The 16009-nt window shown below is 38.4% G+C and carries 12 protein-coding genes; 3 read left to right on the top strand and 9 right to left on the bottom strand.

Translation table 11 applies throughout. The features are described from left to right. Positions 1 to 2: 2 nt before the first annotated feature. From HJP15_RS10685 to HJP15_RS10675, 3 genes are read right to left on the bottom strand one after another with little or no spacing between them, the layout of a single operon-like run. The gene (locus tag HJP15_RS10685; protein WP_170173756.1) at positions 3 to 4505 is read right to left on the bottom strand and encodes an EAL domain-containing protein; all 4503 of its coding nucleotides are present in this window, start codon (positions 4503 to 4505) and stop codon (positions 3 to 5) included. A 15-nt stretch (positions 4506 to 4520) separates the two neighbouring features. Next, the gene (locus HJP15_RS10680; protein WP_170173755.1) at positions 4521 to 4943 is read right to left on the bottom strand and encodes a GNAT family N-acetyltransferase; all 423 of its coding nucleotides are present in this window, start codon (positions 4941 to 4943) and stop codon (positions 4521 to 4523) included. A 2-nt stretch (positions 4944 to 4945) separates the two neighbouring features. Next, positions 4946 to 5149, bottom strand: coding sequence for a DUF3283 family protein (locus HJP15_RS10675; RefSeq protein ID WP_054203124.1), 204 nt, complete (start codon positions 5147 to 5149; stop codon positions 4946 to 4948). Positions 5150 to 5375: 226 nt separating this feature from the next. Here HJP15_RS10675 and HJP15_RS10670 point away from each other — a divergent pair, with 226 nt between their 5' ends. Further along, positions 5376 to 5993 (top strand): transporter substrate-binding domain-containing protein, encoded by a 618-nt coding sequence (locus HJP15_RS10670; protein ID WP_249365846.1) that lies wholly within the window; start codon positions 5376 to 5378, stop codon positions 5991 to 5993. Here the strand turns inward: HJP15_RS10670 and HJP15_RS10665 are convergent. The 4 genes from HJP15_RS10665 to zntR all read right to left on the bottom strand — a co-directional run bounded on the left by HJP15_RS10665 (position 5990) and on the right by zntR (position 9232). Continuing rightward, positions 5990 to 6235 carry a DUF1289 domain-containing protein gene (locus HJP15_RS10665; RefSeq protein ID WP_082378982.1) on the bottom strand — a complete coding sequence of 82 codons (246 nt, stop codon included), beginning with the start codon at positions 6233 to 6235 and terminating at the stop codon, positions 5990 to 5992. The genes HJP15_RS10670 and HJP15_RS10665 overlap by 4 nt on opposite strands. A gap of 114 nt (positions 6236 to 6349) precedes the next feature. Next, positions 6350 to 7483 carry a 1-acyl-sn-glycerol-3-phosphate acyltransferase gene (locus HJP15_RS10660; protein ID WP_170173753.1) on the bottom strand — a complete coding sequence of 378 codons (1134 nt, stop codon included), beginning with the start codon at positions 7481 to 7483 and terminating at the stop codon, positions 6350 to 6352. Between the two features lie 158 nt (positions 7484 to 7641). Further along, entirely contained in the window at positions 7642 to 8835 is a 1194-nt protein-coding gene (locus tag HJP15_RS10655) for an SO_0444 family Cu/Zn efflux transporter (protein WP_170173752.1), read from the bottom strand. Further along, positions 8819 to 9232, bottom strand: coding sequence for a Zn(2+)-responsive transcriptional regulator (gene zntR, locus HJP15_RS10650; protein ID WP_170173809.1), 414 nt, complete (start codon positions 9230 to 9232; stop codon positions 8819 to 8821). The genes HJP15_RS10655 and zntR overlap by 17 nt, the downstream gene beginning before the upstream one ends. Positions 9233 to 9332: 100 nt before the next feature. Here zntR and HJP15_RS10645 point away from each other — a divergent pair, with 100 nt between their 5' ends. Together HJP15_RS10645 and HJP15_RS10640 are read left to right on the top strand one after the other, a co-directional pair. Then, positions 9333 to 10277, top strand: coding sequence for a D-2-hydroxyacid dehydrogenase (locus HJP15_RS10645; RefSeq protein WP_170173751.1), 945 nt, complete (start codon positions 9333 to 9335; stop codon positions 10275 to 10277). Between the two features lie 161 nt (positions 10278 to 10438). Further along, a complete protein-coding gene (locus tag HJP15_RS10640) occupies positions 10439 to 10816 on the top strand; it encodes a DUF3192 domain-containing protein (RefSeq protein WP_064435793.1) in 378 nt (125 codons plus the stop codon). A gap of 463 nt (positions 10817 to 11279) precedes the next feature. Here the strand turns inward: HJP15_RS10640 and HJP15_RS10635 are convergent, their stop codons facing one another. Together HJP15_RS10635 and HJP15_RS10630 are read right to left on the bottom strand one after the other, a co-directional pair. After that, entirely contained in the window at positions 11280 to 12194 is a 915-nt protein-coding gene (locus tag HJP15_RS10635) for a diguanylate cyclase (RefSeq protein ID WP_170173750.1), read from the bottom strand. Next, positions 12178 to 15957: a PAS domain-containing hybrid sensor histidine kinase/response regulator gene (locus HJP15_RS10630; RefSeq protein ID WP_170173749.1), complete on the bottom strand. Its 3780-nt coding sequence runs from the start codon at positions 15955 to 15957 to the stop codon at positions 12178 to 12180. The genes HJP15_RS10635 and HJP15_RS10630 overlap by 17 nt, the downstream gene beginning before the upstream one ends. Positions 15958 to 16009: the final 52 nt, after the last annotated feature.

Below are 16009 nucleotides of genomic sequence, written 5' to 3'. Positions count from 1 at the left end.
TTTTAACCCAGTAGCGCTCGCCAATCATGCTCTAATAACATCGCAACTTCATCGCCAGGGACTGGCTTGCTAAATAAATAACCTTGGAATAAATTACATCCAAGCTTTCGTAAAAAAGCTAATTGCTCTGGTGTTTCAACCCCTTCAGCAACACATTCTTTTCCTAAACTTTTAGCCAGTGCAAGCGTTGACTCTATGATTGCTTCGTCATCACTATCCACCCCTATATCATTAACAAAGCTACGATCGATTTTTAGTACATCAATTGGAAAGCGCTTTAAATAAGTTAATGAGGCATAGCCAGTACCAAAGTCATCCATATATAACTTACAGCCTAACTGCTTAAGCTTAAGCATGCTTTCTTGTGCATACGATGAATCATGCATTAACACAGATTCAGTGATCTCAAATACAACGGATTGAGGTTGTACACCTGCGGTGATCAAGGCTTGACGAATTTCGCTCACCAAGTTTTTATACTCAAAATCCAACGCAGATAAATTAATAGATATATATAGCTGCGGTGAAATTCGTCGCCATTGCTTTAGTTCAATTAAAGCCCGCGCAAGAGTTTGTAACATAATTTTAGTGATTAACCCTATCCCTTCAGCGGCTAAAGCAAACTCTTGAGTCTTATATTCATCATTCTCAGGCCAACGAAGCAATACTTCAAATCCCTCAACCTGCTGGGTATGTGCATTTACAATAGCTTGGTAGTGATTACAAAATTCATGTTCTTGATATGCTTTGGTCAACTGAGATTCTAAATGTAAGGCTTTTTGAACATGAACATTCATTTCTTGCTTGTAGAATTGGTAACATCCTTCTACGCTTTTTTTAGCGTGGTAAAGAGCGATGTCAGCCGCTTTAATTAAGCTTTTATCACTGCTGGCATCATCTGGGTAAATAGCAACTCCAATACTAAGGCTAACATTAAGTGCTTGTTCGTTGGCGACAATATTCTCACTCACGCACTGCATCAGTTTAGCGCAAACTAACAATACCTCTTCCACTTGATTGATGTCTTCAACTAGCAGCATAAATTCATCACCACTAAAGCGTGCAATACTGTCTTGAGGACGTATTGTGGCTTTCAATCGTAAGGCTACTGATTTTATAATTTCATCGGCTACGCCATGCCCTAATGAGTCATTAAAGTACTTAAAACGTTTAATATTTATATTTAGTAATGCAACTTTGCAATCATGAGATTTAGCCTGTTCAAGCGCATGCTCAACACGGTCGTTAAATAATGTGCGATTAGGCAAACCTGTTAAAGCATCATAATTAGCCAACAAAAACAATTCATTTTCAGCTAATTTCTGCGCATTAATATCTGTCAAAATAATTACATAGCTTTCTAAACGCTGATCACTTCCTGCAACAGCGCTTATTTTTATGAGTACTTGGCGTGCTTCACCACTTGCTAAATATACTGTTTCTTCTGCAGAATAATGCTCACCAACCAATTGTTTTTTCATGATACGTAAGTAATTCACGCGCACAGTTCGTGCTAGCCCTAAGTTAAGCGAACGACTAGAACGGTACTCTGACGGAAAGTTAAATGCATTTTGCAGTGCTTTATTCGTTGCTAAAATTCGTAAGTTTTTATCTAAAATAAACACCCAATCTCGTGTTTGCTCAAATGCAGCACCAAATAGTCGCGCGTGCTCCTCAAAAACTAATTCGCGTGTCATATTTGTATAAGTGCCCGCAACCTTTATTGGTGTACTGCCTTGCCAAGCAACGACTTTGCCAAAATCTTTATACCAACGCCAATCGCCATTTTTGTGGCGTAAACGGTAAGTGCAATTAAAATAGCCTTTATCCGTAGAAAGAAATTCTAGCCACTCTAACCGAAATGTTTGTTTATCCTGCGGATGTATTTTTGCTAAATAATCGTCTAAATTAACAGCGTCCATATCATAATCGAGTTCATTTTTAAGCCGTGGTTGATAGATAATAGGGCTCGTAGACTGCCAATCCCAAACACCAGAATGACTTCCCTCCAACGCTAGTTTTAAGCGCGCTTCACTCTCTTGGCTTTCTCTATGTGCAGCAAGTAATAATTGTTGTATACGATTACGGCGCATATTCCAAGCACCGGCTAAAGCAAACAAAATTATCGCGTAAAAAACCATAAAGTGAGGCGCTCGCCACAGTGGATACTTCACAATAATATCTAATACTGCGGGCGTAGTATAATCTCCAGTTAAAGGGTCTTTAGCCCAGATTTTTAGTTGATACTCACCAGGATTAAGTTTTGGAAAAAGTACACGATTATTATTTCGTGTATATGATTTTTGACCATCAGAAAGCTGATACTCGTAAACAATACGCTCTTGGTAATTAAACGCCATGGCTGAAAAAGCGACTTCAAGACCGATATCATCATGATTTAAAATAACCTGATTAATTGGCTGTTTTAGATCTTCAGATAGCTCTCGCGACATTAGATCGATATTAGTAATATTGACCTTATCAATTAGCCCATGCTGTGGATAATTTTCATTCGGGTAGAAGTAAGTAATGCCTTTTAATGTTCCATAAACAATTTCACCGCTTTTTAGACGTGTAAATGCACCACTGTTAAATTCAGTTGAAACGAGTCCTTCTGATGTTGTGAACTGCTGAAAATGTTGATTCTGTGGATTCAATCGCCAAATACCTTTGTGGCTACTCATCCAAATCATTCCCGCCTCATCCAACACCATGTCATAGAGCAAGGTACCTAATTTATTTTTATCAAGATCTATCGTATAAAGCAGCTTATAGTTACTGGCATCTAATCCAATAAGGCCGTAATTTGAAAATGAAATCCACAATATATTATTGTTATCAACAATATATGACATCACATTGATAGCAACATTTTCATGCTGTTTTGGCACTGAGTAAATTTTTGATAACGCAAAGGTTTGCGGGTCAACGTGGTATAAAATACCTGCATTATAAAATAAAGGCGCGTCTGGTTTTGTTGGTAATGGTGGTAAAAATCCATAAACTAAGAAAGGTTCAAAACTATTAAAATCACCTTCTAATGGCGTAATAATCTGACTATCTAAATTGAAGGTAAACATACCATGATCTGAGTGCACGTAAAAAAGATCACCATTGGGCATTAGTGTTGTTCCGTGAACCCAACCATCAATTAAATGTTGTTTACTAGGTTGCGCACTTTTTGCTGGTGTTACTTCATATGTTTTTGGGTCAAAGCTAAATACCCCTCGATTACTGTGTAGCCACAACTTACCTTTATAAGGCATAACCTTGTAGATGCTAAACTCTGTTGTAAACAAATCAACCTGATAGTCCTTCAAAAACACCTGCCCTTGCAAGGTTTCTAAATCGACCGCAGTTAAACCATTATTAGTTGCTAACCATACTTTATTTTCAAACTCAGCAACTCCCCAAATAGAGGGGTGTGATAAGCCATCTCCTTTCAAAATATTGCTGTTAACATTCTTGAAATGGTAATGATCTGATGGCAAATAAAATGCACCATCACTTTTTGTTGCCACCCACATAGCACCATTACTATCTTTAACTATATCGATAATACTTGCGTCAGAAAGTGAGTAATCGCTATCATTTATTCTCTGGCTTTTAAATAACTCACCGCTCGCTAAGTCATACTTAAATAAGCCTTTGTCTGTACCTAGCTCTACTGATGAATTCTCATTAATAATTTTCCATATATTTAAATCAGCCAGTAGTGTTTTATTTTTAAAAGGGATATCCGGACGTTCAAACATGGTTGGTAAATCACTAATATCTACTTCATATAGACCGCGAACAGCCCCAACCAATAAACGGCCACTCTCGCCTAACGCAAAGGACTTAACATAGTTTTGATATACATGATCGGGGTCACCGCTTAGGTGCTCTAGTGGGCGGTATTCACCACTTGGAATATGATACACATACGCACCAATACTCGTGGCGATAAAAATATAATCTTGGTAATGGAGTAACTCTCGGATGACAGTGCTACGAGTGCGCTCTGGTAGTTCAAAAATCGTTTCTATTTGTCCACTCGCAATATCTAACCTAGCAAAATCCCACCCTCGCCCCATCCACAGTGATTTATCATCAACCGCAATCATGCTAAAAACAGATTGACTAAGTATCTCTTGTGCAGTGATGGGTTTTGATAAAAACTGTTGATAACTGTCGGTACTCGGATCATAGCGAAACAAACCAGCTAGAATGGATGAAATCCAAATATAACCATTTGAATCTTGATAAATACTATCAATGACAGCTTCATCCAATTCCCCATTAGGACCTGCAATGTGCAGTACTTGATAACCATCATAACGATTGAGCCCACCTTCGGTTGCCAGCCAAAGGTATCCATTGTTATCAATCAACATGTTACTGACGTAACTTTGTGATAGCCCTTCACTTGGTGATAATCGTTTTACTTGTGCAACAGCTAAGTGACTAATAGCGATATTGATGGCTAAGAAAAAAAAAGTCATAACCTTAAACCATTTGCTCATTCATAACCCCAAGTTTTATTTTAAATAATTACTCGACCTAATGCTCATTGCTACTATTTTTCGTTGCTGGTAAAAACAAAATAGTGTCGCTAAAGGCTCTGGTAATGTTAACACAAAGTTAAACCCAATTGACCGATAAAAATCAATTAAACTTTGGTATGCAAATGTATAAACTTCTTGCTGTTGACTTTTTATGATCTGGCTAAGTAACTGTCTTGCAATCCCTTTACCACGCCAAGGTGGCGCAACTAATAAGGTAGATAAAAATAAGTGATCACCGCGATTTTGAATTCTACATGCTGCGATTATGTCAAAGTCAGCATAGGCAACCCACACAGCATCTTGTTTGTTTGCTCGTCCTCGCGCGCCATTTGAATCATAAAATTTATTTACTAAAGGCGTTTTTACAGGATCTAAACATTCAAACCTAAATGCCATGGTTAACTCAGCATAACTGCTAAATATTGCTCAAATTGTTGCTTAAGAAACACTTGGTCAGCAACAGGGCGGCTATGTATGGTGTTATATATTTGTTCGCGAGTGCTTTTTCCACGTTTTATTTGATACGCCCAAAACGATGCTTCATAGTCTAATTGAATTTGATATTTTTGCTCTCTAGGGAGTAAACATAAGTTAAATGACATCAATTACCCGTTATTATTACAAACCATATAAGTGAGCTTAGTATATCAAATAATAATTTAAAACGAGCAAAAAGTAGTAGCTAACCTTGCTCTTTGAGGGATTTAAACGTAAATTAGTGGCGTTTTTTCGTCCTCACCTGGAGACATGTTGATTAAATATATCTTGCAGATTTTCATATTCATTCTATTACTTTCCCCTTGCCGTAGTATGGCTGAAACTAAATATATGACTTTCAATCGACCCGCCGATACACAGCAAGCACGCTATGTTATTGAGTTAATGACGATGGCATATAAAGAGCTTGGCTACGAACTGCATATTATAGACTTCAACCATCAGAGCTCGCTTGCAGCTGCAAATAACGGTACGCTCGATGGCCAACTAGGTCGAGTTGCAAGTATCAATAAAAAATATAAAAACTTACGATTAGTCAATGTCCCATTATTTGAATTTGATTTGATTTTATTGAAAAATTGTCAACAATGTAACTTTGAGCAAATAGCTAATATCGCGATTCAATCTGGTTACCCTGCAGCGCAAAACTACCTTGACCAACACCCATATATTGGCGATGTTATACGTGTAAAAAGTGTCACTGCGCAGCTTAACTTACTTACCCAAAAGAAAGTTCAAGGGGCTATTTTACTCGATTTCCTATTAGATACTGCCCACCCAAGTTTTGATGCAAATCAGTTCCACAAAGAAGTATTAATCCCAATTAAAAGCTTTCATTTTTTACATTCACGTCATCAAGCATTAATTCCAAAATTAGAAACCCAATTAAATAAACTAAATAAAAATGGCACAGTGCACTTGCTAAAAAATAAGTACAACCTTAATTAAAAATCAAAATCAGTTTGCTGATTAGGTATTATCGAATCATTCGTCATTGACACTTTTTGCTGATAACGTTTATATCGCTGCTGGCAGAGGCTTATCACTTTTCTCTTCTGCGCATTCGTGAATGTATTCCATGTAAACCGTTCATCCCGGCTACGATAACACCCTTTGCAATAGCCTCGGTTATTCACCTCGCATATACCTTTACAAGGACTTGGAATATCAAATATTTCAATTTGTTGCATGGTTAACAGTTAATAAAAAACACTAAATTAAGTATAGCCCGTTTTTTAAACGAAAAAAAAGCCGTCTACTAAAAACGGCTTTAATCTATCTAAACGACTTGATAGTGACTTAATTTATTTATAACTTTCGCTACTGTTTAACTCAGCTTTACGTTCAAAAGGCTTTGCGTACATTGCCAACACTAATGACTTTAATTCTTCAGGAACTAACGCCATACGCTGCTCAAACTCTGCGGCATCTTTTTTATCTATAACGGCTTGTTTACACCCACCAGCAATATAATTTCCTGGGTGTAAAAAGAATGAATCAATGATTTGCTCATCGATTGTCTTTGCTAGCTGCTCAGGTGAGTCGCAACCATCTTCAACCGGCTGTCCAAATGCTAGATGCACATGCCCTTTGGCCGCACTAAACCCTTCAACGATACTCGCTATGTCTTCACCTGCTGATTTGGTGTATTTACCATGATGTAGCTTATGATAAAGCTCTTTAGCCTTGGCTATTGCGCACGGCTCATATTGGTAAGAGATAGACACAGGTACAATTTTTAATTCGCGAATATATTCAGAGAATTCTTTTTTCTGCTTCCGCCCCTGTAATTGCAACATTTTCAGCAATGCAGGGTCTGTTTGATCAAATCCATCTTTTGCACGCCCTTCTTTTTGTGCAATCCAAATTGAATTACCACCGATTAATGAATCATAAATATAAGCAGAAAGGTGTGACAAAGCACGAAACATCTCTTTTGGGGCTTTAATAGAACGCTTTACAATAAAACTCTTATTTAAGCGCATTAGCTCTGTAATATAAGGGATTTGCAGTAGGTTATCGCCAATAGCAATACGCACTGTTTTCATCTTATAGCTAAATAACCCCCAATTAACTAACGCTGGGTCCAATACAATATCGCGATGATTTGAAATAAATAAATAAGCTTGTTTTGGATCTAGTTTATCAAGTCCAGAAAATGTTACCTCTGACGTTGTCCGCTTAACTAACATTGCTAAATATCTAGATACTTCTTGTTGAACTTCCTCAACAGTGGATATAGCGCCCCATTTTTTACGTAATTGACGCCTAACAAGCGCACGAGAAACAATCGAGAATGTAGATAAAAATCGCGGCAGATTATATTTAGCTAACACATCAACAAACGTATTATCATCAATTAAGCGTGCCACTGATGCGGCCACTTCATCATCATTGTAGGGTCTTATATCGGCGTACTTATCCACGAGTTCACTCATTTGTGCATCTTTAAAGTTAAAAAAACGGCACGCAATAGCGTACCGTTTATATTCTGTTGACGATTATAACTCAGGCAATTGAAAATGCGAACTAAGTCATTAATTTAGTCATCTATTGATGTTAAACAAAATCATCAAAACCTTTTAATAACAATTAGCTATGTAATGCTCTTACCAGTAGCTCCATATTTACCAATAGCAAATTTGACTACTAAACGTACCATTAATGTCAGTAAAATGACCCCACTGAGCAAAGTTAACCAATGCGGCAATACCTGGTGCTCCTCACCTAGCAATGGCGTAACTACAAAACCAAATTCAGCAACAAGGTAATCAGTTAAAAAGCCAAACAGTAATGCAACGCCTATTACCCCTGTTAAATAGGCTGCAACCGCTCGCCTACCAAGTTCGTTTGCTACAACGCCAAGAGTAGCTATGTTTGTTGCAGGGCCCGCCAACATAAAGACCAAAACAGCCCCTGGTGCAACACCACTTAATAATAATCCAGCCGCAATAGGGGTTGAGGCAGTGGCACAAATATACATTGGAATACTAATCAATATCACCACTAGCATTGCCAAAATACCACTCCCCCACTGAGTTAAAAATGACTCAGGTACGAAAGTTTGAACCAATGCCGCAAAAAATAAACCAATCATGAGCCATTTCATTGTATCTGATAGCAACTTATTACAACTAAAGCTTACTGCTTGTTTAAACTTCTCCCATTGCGTATCAGTCACCGTGTCTGTCGTATCACAACAACTTGGTTCATTAATTTGTTTGGCTGTCTCTGCGCTTGGTGCGCAACATGTCTCACTTTCTACCTTTATTGAACCTGTACTTGATGAACAACAGCTAGGTTTTACTGTCGGTTCAGGTTGTTTCTTTGAGCAACAACTTGGTTTCCCCGCTAAGCCCTCATCACTTTTTAGATCAATTGGTTGCTCATCCTTTGTATCTCGCCCAACTAAAACACCTGCAACGATTGCGCTACAAATTGCTGCGATTGGACGAATAACGGCCATAAATGGGCCCAATAAAACGTATGATACAGATACCGAGTCAACCCCAGTTTCTGGCGTTGAGACTAAAAATGCAGTTGTTGCGCTTTTTGACGCGCCCGCACGTCTTAACCCTATGGCAGCAGGGATAACACCACATGAACATAAAGGCATTGGCGCACCAATCAGTGCGGCTTTAACCGTGGTCCAGAAACCTTCTTTCCCCAAATACTTGTTAAGAAAGTTAACGGGTAAATAAACATTAAGCATGCCAGCGATCAGCAAACCAAGCATTAACCAAGGCGCAGATAATAAAAATAGCTGCCAAAAATTATTGAGTAAGTCCATCGATATCCTCCAAAGTAGTTAATATAGAGCAGTTATCTGCGGGCTCTTCACCGCCACAGCATTTGTCAGCTAAAACAGATAATGACTGATGAAAGCGCGTTAATTCAGCAATGCGCTCTGCAACAAGATCTCGCTTTTGTAAGGTTAAATTTTTAACTTCGTGGCATGAATGCTGCTGTTTATGAAATTTAATTTGCAGTAACTCTTTAATTTCTGACAAACTAAAACCGACATTCTTTGCGCGTAAAATAAACTTCATTTGTTTTAAGTCTGACTGGCTATAATCACGATACCCAGATTGTGTCCGCGATGTAGCCGTTAACAAAGCATGCTTTTCGTAGTACCTTAATGTATCTGTTGAGACACCTAACTGGCTTGCAAATTCGCCTATTTTCATCATCGTCTCCAATGAATTTTTTATCAACTTTTACTTACTATAAACCTTAGAGCACACACTAAGGTCAAGTATTTATAATTTTTATTTTAAAGGAAATAGTATGAATATCACTCTACTCGATAGCGATACTTTAGCAGGCACTTCACTTAAGCCTTTTCAAGGGTTTGGTAAGTTTAAAAGCTATCCTCTAACGAGCACTGAGCAAGTTATTACTCATAGCCTAAATGCCGATGTGTTGATCACTAATAAAGTTATACTTAATCGCGAGACGCTCGCACAACTCCCCGCAGTTAAACTTATTTGCGTTGCAGCAACTGGCACAAATAATGTCGACTTAATCGCAGCGAAAGAGCTTGGCATTGCAGTCGCCAATGTAGCTGGATATTCTACACCTAGCGTTGTTCAACACACTTTTGCATTAATTACTAACTTGCTCGGTAATACACATCGCTATATTAATGATTGCCAACAGGGGCAGTGGCAGCAAAGCCAAATGTTTTGCCGTCTTGATTATAGTTTTAACGAAATTGCGGGTAAAACATTAGCGATTATTGGTTATGGTTCATTAGGTAAAGCCGTTGCAACTGTAGCCAATGCATTTGGCGCACACGTCATTCTTGCTGAGCGTAAAAACCATCCCGTTAGGCAAGGCCGCACTGAATTTTATCAAGCAATAAAAAGCGCTGATATTATTAGCGTACATTGCCCTTTAACTGATGAAAGCCGAGATCTAATTAGCGCAGAAGAGCTAAGTATGATGAAGCCCTGTGCTATTTTAATTAATACAGCCAGAGGCGGTATTGTAAATGAAGCTGACTTAGCCCATGCACTCGCTGAGAATCAAATTGCCGCAGCTGGGGTTGATGTGTTAACGAAGGAGCCTGCCACTGACACTAACCCGCTAGCAGGTTATCAAGGCCACAACTTAATTTTAACCCCTCACATTGCATGGGCCAGTGAAGAGTCAATCATTCGCCTAGTTAAACAGATAAGCTTGAATATCAGTGCATTTAGCCAAGGTGAGAGCCGAAATAGACTGGTCTAATAGACTAATTATTAGTTATAAATACCAAGCCATATGCTATTCACACATGGTATATGGTTTCAAAAAACCTAACACACTGATTTTAAACAAGCTAAAAACTTGGCCAGCTATTTGCTAAATATTCAATAATAAATACCGTACTTAGCATCAGGGCAAATATAATGAAAAAAACACTTTTAATCGCAGCACTTACAATACCATTTTTAACTGGATGCGTTATTGCAGTATCAGATGGTGAAGCAGAAACACATTGGGCAGGCGGTGATACATCTAGCTGGGAAAAGCACCACAAATATAATCGAGAGGCTATTGCAAATATTGATTTAGATAGCAGTTATCAATCTGTTTTAAGTAAACTTAAAACGCCTAACTTCTCTGAGCTGTTAAAAAAGAATGATGATGTGTATCAGGTGTTATTTTACGCCACTCACAGCATTCACTCTGACGGTAAAATGACCAAAGATGAGTGCACTGCGCTTGTATTTAAAAATGAGAAACTCATTGGGGTGGGCGATACCATCTATAAATCACTTAACTAACATTTATACCAATCTGCGTAGATATGGGGTCTATTTAACGACAAGAAAATTGCGCTATACCTAGGCAGAAATTTTTATATCTAGTTGTTCTAAATAAAAAATTTTTAACGACGTTATAGCGTGATTTAATTCGTTAAATTGTTCAAATATTTATGCAGATTGGTATTATCTGCCTAAACCACCTCAAGATGCGAGGGTCGTTGGAATTAAAAGCGATTTAGACAAGACATTAGTTGCAAGTAATAGTGGTTCTATTTTTAAAATCAACCCCTTATAAAAGTAACGCAGTATAAATCGCTTTTAAACTAACCCATTGGGCGGTTCACAGGCACCTGTGAAACGCTGAATTCTGCATCTTGAGGTGCCTTGGGTATATTGCGCTGGGTAGATAACAATCTACCCATGATTTTATTTTAACTAACTACAACATTGAAAGCTTTTAAAAACCTAACTCGCTCTTTTATTATTGCGTTCGAATGACACGCGCAACAATGATATCTCGACCAGCATCTTTCGCTTGATATAACCCTAAATCAGCCTCTTCTAACAGTGTATGTTCGCCATATACTTGGCCGCACTCTGTTGTCGCAACACCAATACTTATTGTTATATGATCAGCATTTAATGATGCCTTATGCGGTATATTTAATTTTTTCACCGCATTTCTTAACTTATTTGCAAACTGCAACGCTTCATTTTTTCCCATATCGGGTAACACTGCAGCAAACTCTTCTCCCCCATAACGCGCAACAAAATCACTTGCACGCTCACATTCGCCCACTAATGCATGCGCAATACGTTTCAAGCAGTCATCTCCAGCACGGTGGCCATAACAATCGTTGTAACGTTTAAAGTGATCTATATCCATAAGTAAAACTGATAATGGGGTTCCAGCTCGGCGGCTTCGTCGCCACTCCCGAGATAAGTTTTCATCCAAATAACGCCTATTTGGGATTTCCGTCAAACCATCAATGGATGCTAGCATTTCAAGTAAGTCATTTTTCTGTTTTATAAGTAATTGATTTCTGACACGAGCTTTTACAATTGTAGGGCTAAAAGGTTTTGCAATATAATCCATAGCACCTAGTTCAAACCCTTTAGCTTCATCATCATGACTTGTATTGGCCGAAATAAAAATAACGGGGAGAGCTTGAGTTGATGGATTTTCTTTTAACTGAATTAATACCTCATAGCCACTAATACCAGGCATCACTATATCAAGTATAATTAAATCAACCGCTGTTGATTTTAAAAAGGTGAGTGCTTTTTCACCATTTTCAACCAAGAAAATATCATGCTCACTTGCAAGTGTTTTCTCCAATACCAATCGATTAAGAGGATCATCATCAACAATAAGTATTTTAGCTCTTTTTAACATCTGCTAGTCCTTGTATCTGGATATAAGCCATGGCTTGTTTTAACTCCTGTATAAGTTGATCCTGTAATAATGGATCGGCTTCTTTCAAGGCGCGTAACTTATACTCTAGTTGCTTAGCCAACTCTGAGAGCCTGCAAAATCCTAGGTTTCCTGATACGCCTTTAATGCTATGCACTAACCGTTCCAGTTCTCTTGGTTGATTATATGTTATTAATTTATTTAGGTGGTCATTACATAATTTAGCAAACTTCCCCAGCATAACCAGTAATAAATCACTATCACCGGAGAATTGTTCCAATGCAAAAGGTTCATCATAAAAATTGGGAATTTCAATTTCAAGATCATTAATTGCTTGCAATAAAGTAGGGGCTATAACGGGCTTTGTTAGGTGTTTATTCATTCCTGCAGCTAATGAACGATCCTCGTCTGCTTGTTCACAATGCGCCGTTAGCGCAAAAATCGGCAGCTGCTGTTGATCATATTGCTTACGCAGCAATTGCGCTGCCTGTAAGCCATCCATTTCTGGCATTTGTATATCCATTAGAATGAGATCTGGCATTATTTTCTTGACTAACTCCAAGCCTAACAAAGCACTTGTCGCCGTAAGTACATTAATATTAGCTTGAGTTAAAACATTACTAATAATATCGATATTAAGCTGATTATCATCAATCACAAGCACTAACATCCCTTTAATATTTAGGGGGGGAGCTTGTATCGGCGCTTTTATTCCGACATTACTAAATAATGCCACGGGTTGCATAAGACGCTGTACTAATGCACTACTTTTAATAATGTAAATAGGAATATTAGCAATAGAGGGCAGCGTTATCGTTTGACTAGTTTGAATAACGTAAAGGGGGATATTATGTGTGATTATTGCAGCTTTTTGGTATTCGCAGCTCAGTAACGTTGATACGTCAACATCGCTGATTATAACTTTCTGGTAATCAGTGAGTATTACATTTTTACCTACGTCCGCGATACGGCTAAAATGTAAGTCTGTCATTGGTGCAAGCGCATTCGATAAATTCGTTTCAGCCAGATCGTAAACAACTAAGGTGTTACGCCACAGAGTTGGCACCTCTGTATCAGGAGCATTGAATGCAATGCTGAAATAAAACTCGCTCCCCACTCCTTTTGCACTTTTTAGCGCAATTTCAGAACCCATTAATGCAATTTCGTGCTTTACAATGGCTAACCCTAAGCCTACACCTTGGTGGGTACGTGTCAGTGATTCATCACCTTGAGTAAATGCGTCAAATAACCGACTTTGGTCAGCTTTACCAATACCTATTCCGGTGTCAATCACCCTAAAGCAAACATGCTGTAGTGCAGAGCCAGTCTCTCTACTTTGCAACTTGAGAGTGACGCATCCTCGCTCTGTAAATTTAACTGCATTTGTCAGCAGATTACCCAGAACTTGCTCTAAACGAATATAATCACCAATCAATTGCGCTGATATATCAGGGTCAACTTCGATCTTAAATGTCAATCCTTTTTGCTGGCATAGCCCGGTCAATAAGCTTTCGCAGCTATCAATTAATGTTACGAGATCAAACGTGACCATTTCTAGGCGGACTGAGCTATTTTCTACACGAGCAAAATCGAGCATTCGATTTAACATCGTTAATAAGCTTTGTGCTGAATTCTTTGCTTGCACTGCATATTGCTGTTGTTGGTTTGTGATCCCCTGCTGAGTGATCATGTCAATCAACCCAGTAACTGCGTTTAGAGGCGTACGTATTTCATGGCTCAAATTAGCGATAAAGCGACTTTTAGCTTCGGTTGCCCGCTCAGCATCCTGTTTAGCTTGTGTCAAAGCGCTAATATCTTGAATATGAATAACATAATAATAAGGAGCTTGCTGAGCATCCCACACTAACGACACACTGAGTTGCCACCAGCTTTGCAGCTCTTGTTGCGCAAGAGTAAGATGGTAAACCTTCTTTTTTTCACTCAATAATAATGCAAGCAGTGACTCAATTTCCTGCCATTGGCCTGCCCCAAATAAATCAGCTAAAGGCATTGCCTCCTCAGCTTGCTCAATCTTAAAAAGCTTACGGGCAGTTTTATTCAATTGTAATACGGTATGCTCAAGTGACAGCAAAATAACACCGTTTGCAGCATATTCAATAGCGCTTCTAAACTTTGATTCAGAAGCCCTTAATGCTAATAAAGCCTGTTGCTGCGCTGTAATATCACGGCCAATTCCCATGGTCCCCAATAAATGGTTTTGATCATTATAAAAAGGCGCGATTGTTAATTGAAACGTTTGCTGCGGTGTTTCTATTCGTTGTTCTGCTTTACTTCTCGTTTTTAAAACATGCTGCTCTAACTCATTAATATGATGGCTATCATCGCTGATATCACAAAGCTGCTGGCCCACCAGCTGACCTTGCTCAATGCCTATGTATTTTTCATATGCACGATTACACCCTAAAAATGAACCGTCGATATTTTTAAAGTAAATTAAGTCAGGTACGCTATTTAGCATAGTATTAAGTAATGCTAAATGGCGTTCTTTAGCTTCATAACTACGTGCCAACTCTCTCGTTTTTATTTTTACTTGAGCATCTAGTTCAGTATTTGCTAGCTGTAAGGATTCTACTAATTGCTGATTTTCATTAAGCACTCGTTTTATTCTGCTAAACCAAGGCTGCCAATTTATGGGGATACGATAATCTAAATTGTCACTATAGCGCTCATCATTTTGCTCAAGGAAAGCCATTAAATACGTCATTGGCTTAACAAAAATACGACGACTTAGCCAAAACACCACACTGAACATCATCACTAAAAAAACACTTAAAAAAACAAACTCTATAATGACCTCATAGCGAATAGGCGGCACCAACTGGTAATGAGATTCAAAATATGCGGCATAAACGGGTTGCCGTTTTTTATCTTGAAAAACAACTAAATTATCACGACTGTCCCACTCTCCTTGCATTGGTTTTACCGGTCTTGAAGATGACCAATACTGATCAAGCTCAGAGACATTTCCAATCTCATTCACAGAGCTGGCAATAACCGTATTCGCCTCAGTTAAAAATATATACTCACCGTTTTTTGATGATATTTTTCTTAACCAATCAGAAACAGCCCCCAGATCATAGATTAAAATTATATAGTCTTGACTACCTTGCTCTCGCTGCTTACCTATCGCAAAATACTTTTTATCATCAAGCTTAATAATACGGCTTGAGGAAAGCATGTTTTCTCTAAAATCAGGACGCAAACCACCATCAAGTATCTGTGTTAATAAGATACTGCTATCGTCATCCCGACGCTTAACATACGCAAAACCCTGCTCATTTACATAAGCAACAGCCGCCAATGACTGAATTAATGATAGCGCTGTATTAAAAGCAGGCCCTAGCGCAATTACATGCTGCCATTTTGCGAGCGCATTAGGTGTTGAGGAAAATTTTTCTTGGCCTACAATCTCCCCTCCACCAGAGGGAATTTTGCGATAATAATAGTTTTCTAATTGATTAACGTCTTCTAACCACTGGCCGTCAAATTGATAAGATAAGGGTTGTTCATATTGTAAAAATAAAGTGCTGACTAAGTCTTCCGCAGCTTCCATACGATATTCAAGTTGTGCTGCCAGTGTAATAAAGTCTGCTTCACGTTTAGCAACCGTTCGATCTAATTTAATAGAATATAAATGTAAGCAGAGTAAAAAAGCCACTAGCAGTGGCACTATAAGCGCAACGGCTAATGAGCGGTAATAGTGTTTTAATGGTAAAAAGTCCAACAGACTGCCTATTTCTTGACCCAATAATCAGAGTTTAGATTATCGAGCCAAG

The organism is Pseudoalteromonas sp. NEC-BIFX-2020_002 (assembly GCF_013002825.1).
GTDB lineage: Bacteria > Pseudomonadota > Gammaproteobacteria > Enterobacterales > Alteromonadaceae > Pseudoalteromonas > Pseudoalteromonas neustonica.
This window is presented reverse-complemented; position numbering and strand designations above follow the sequence as displayed.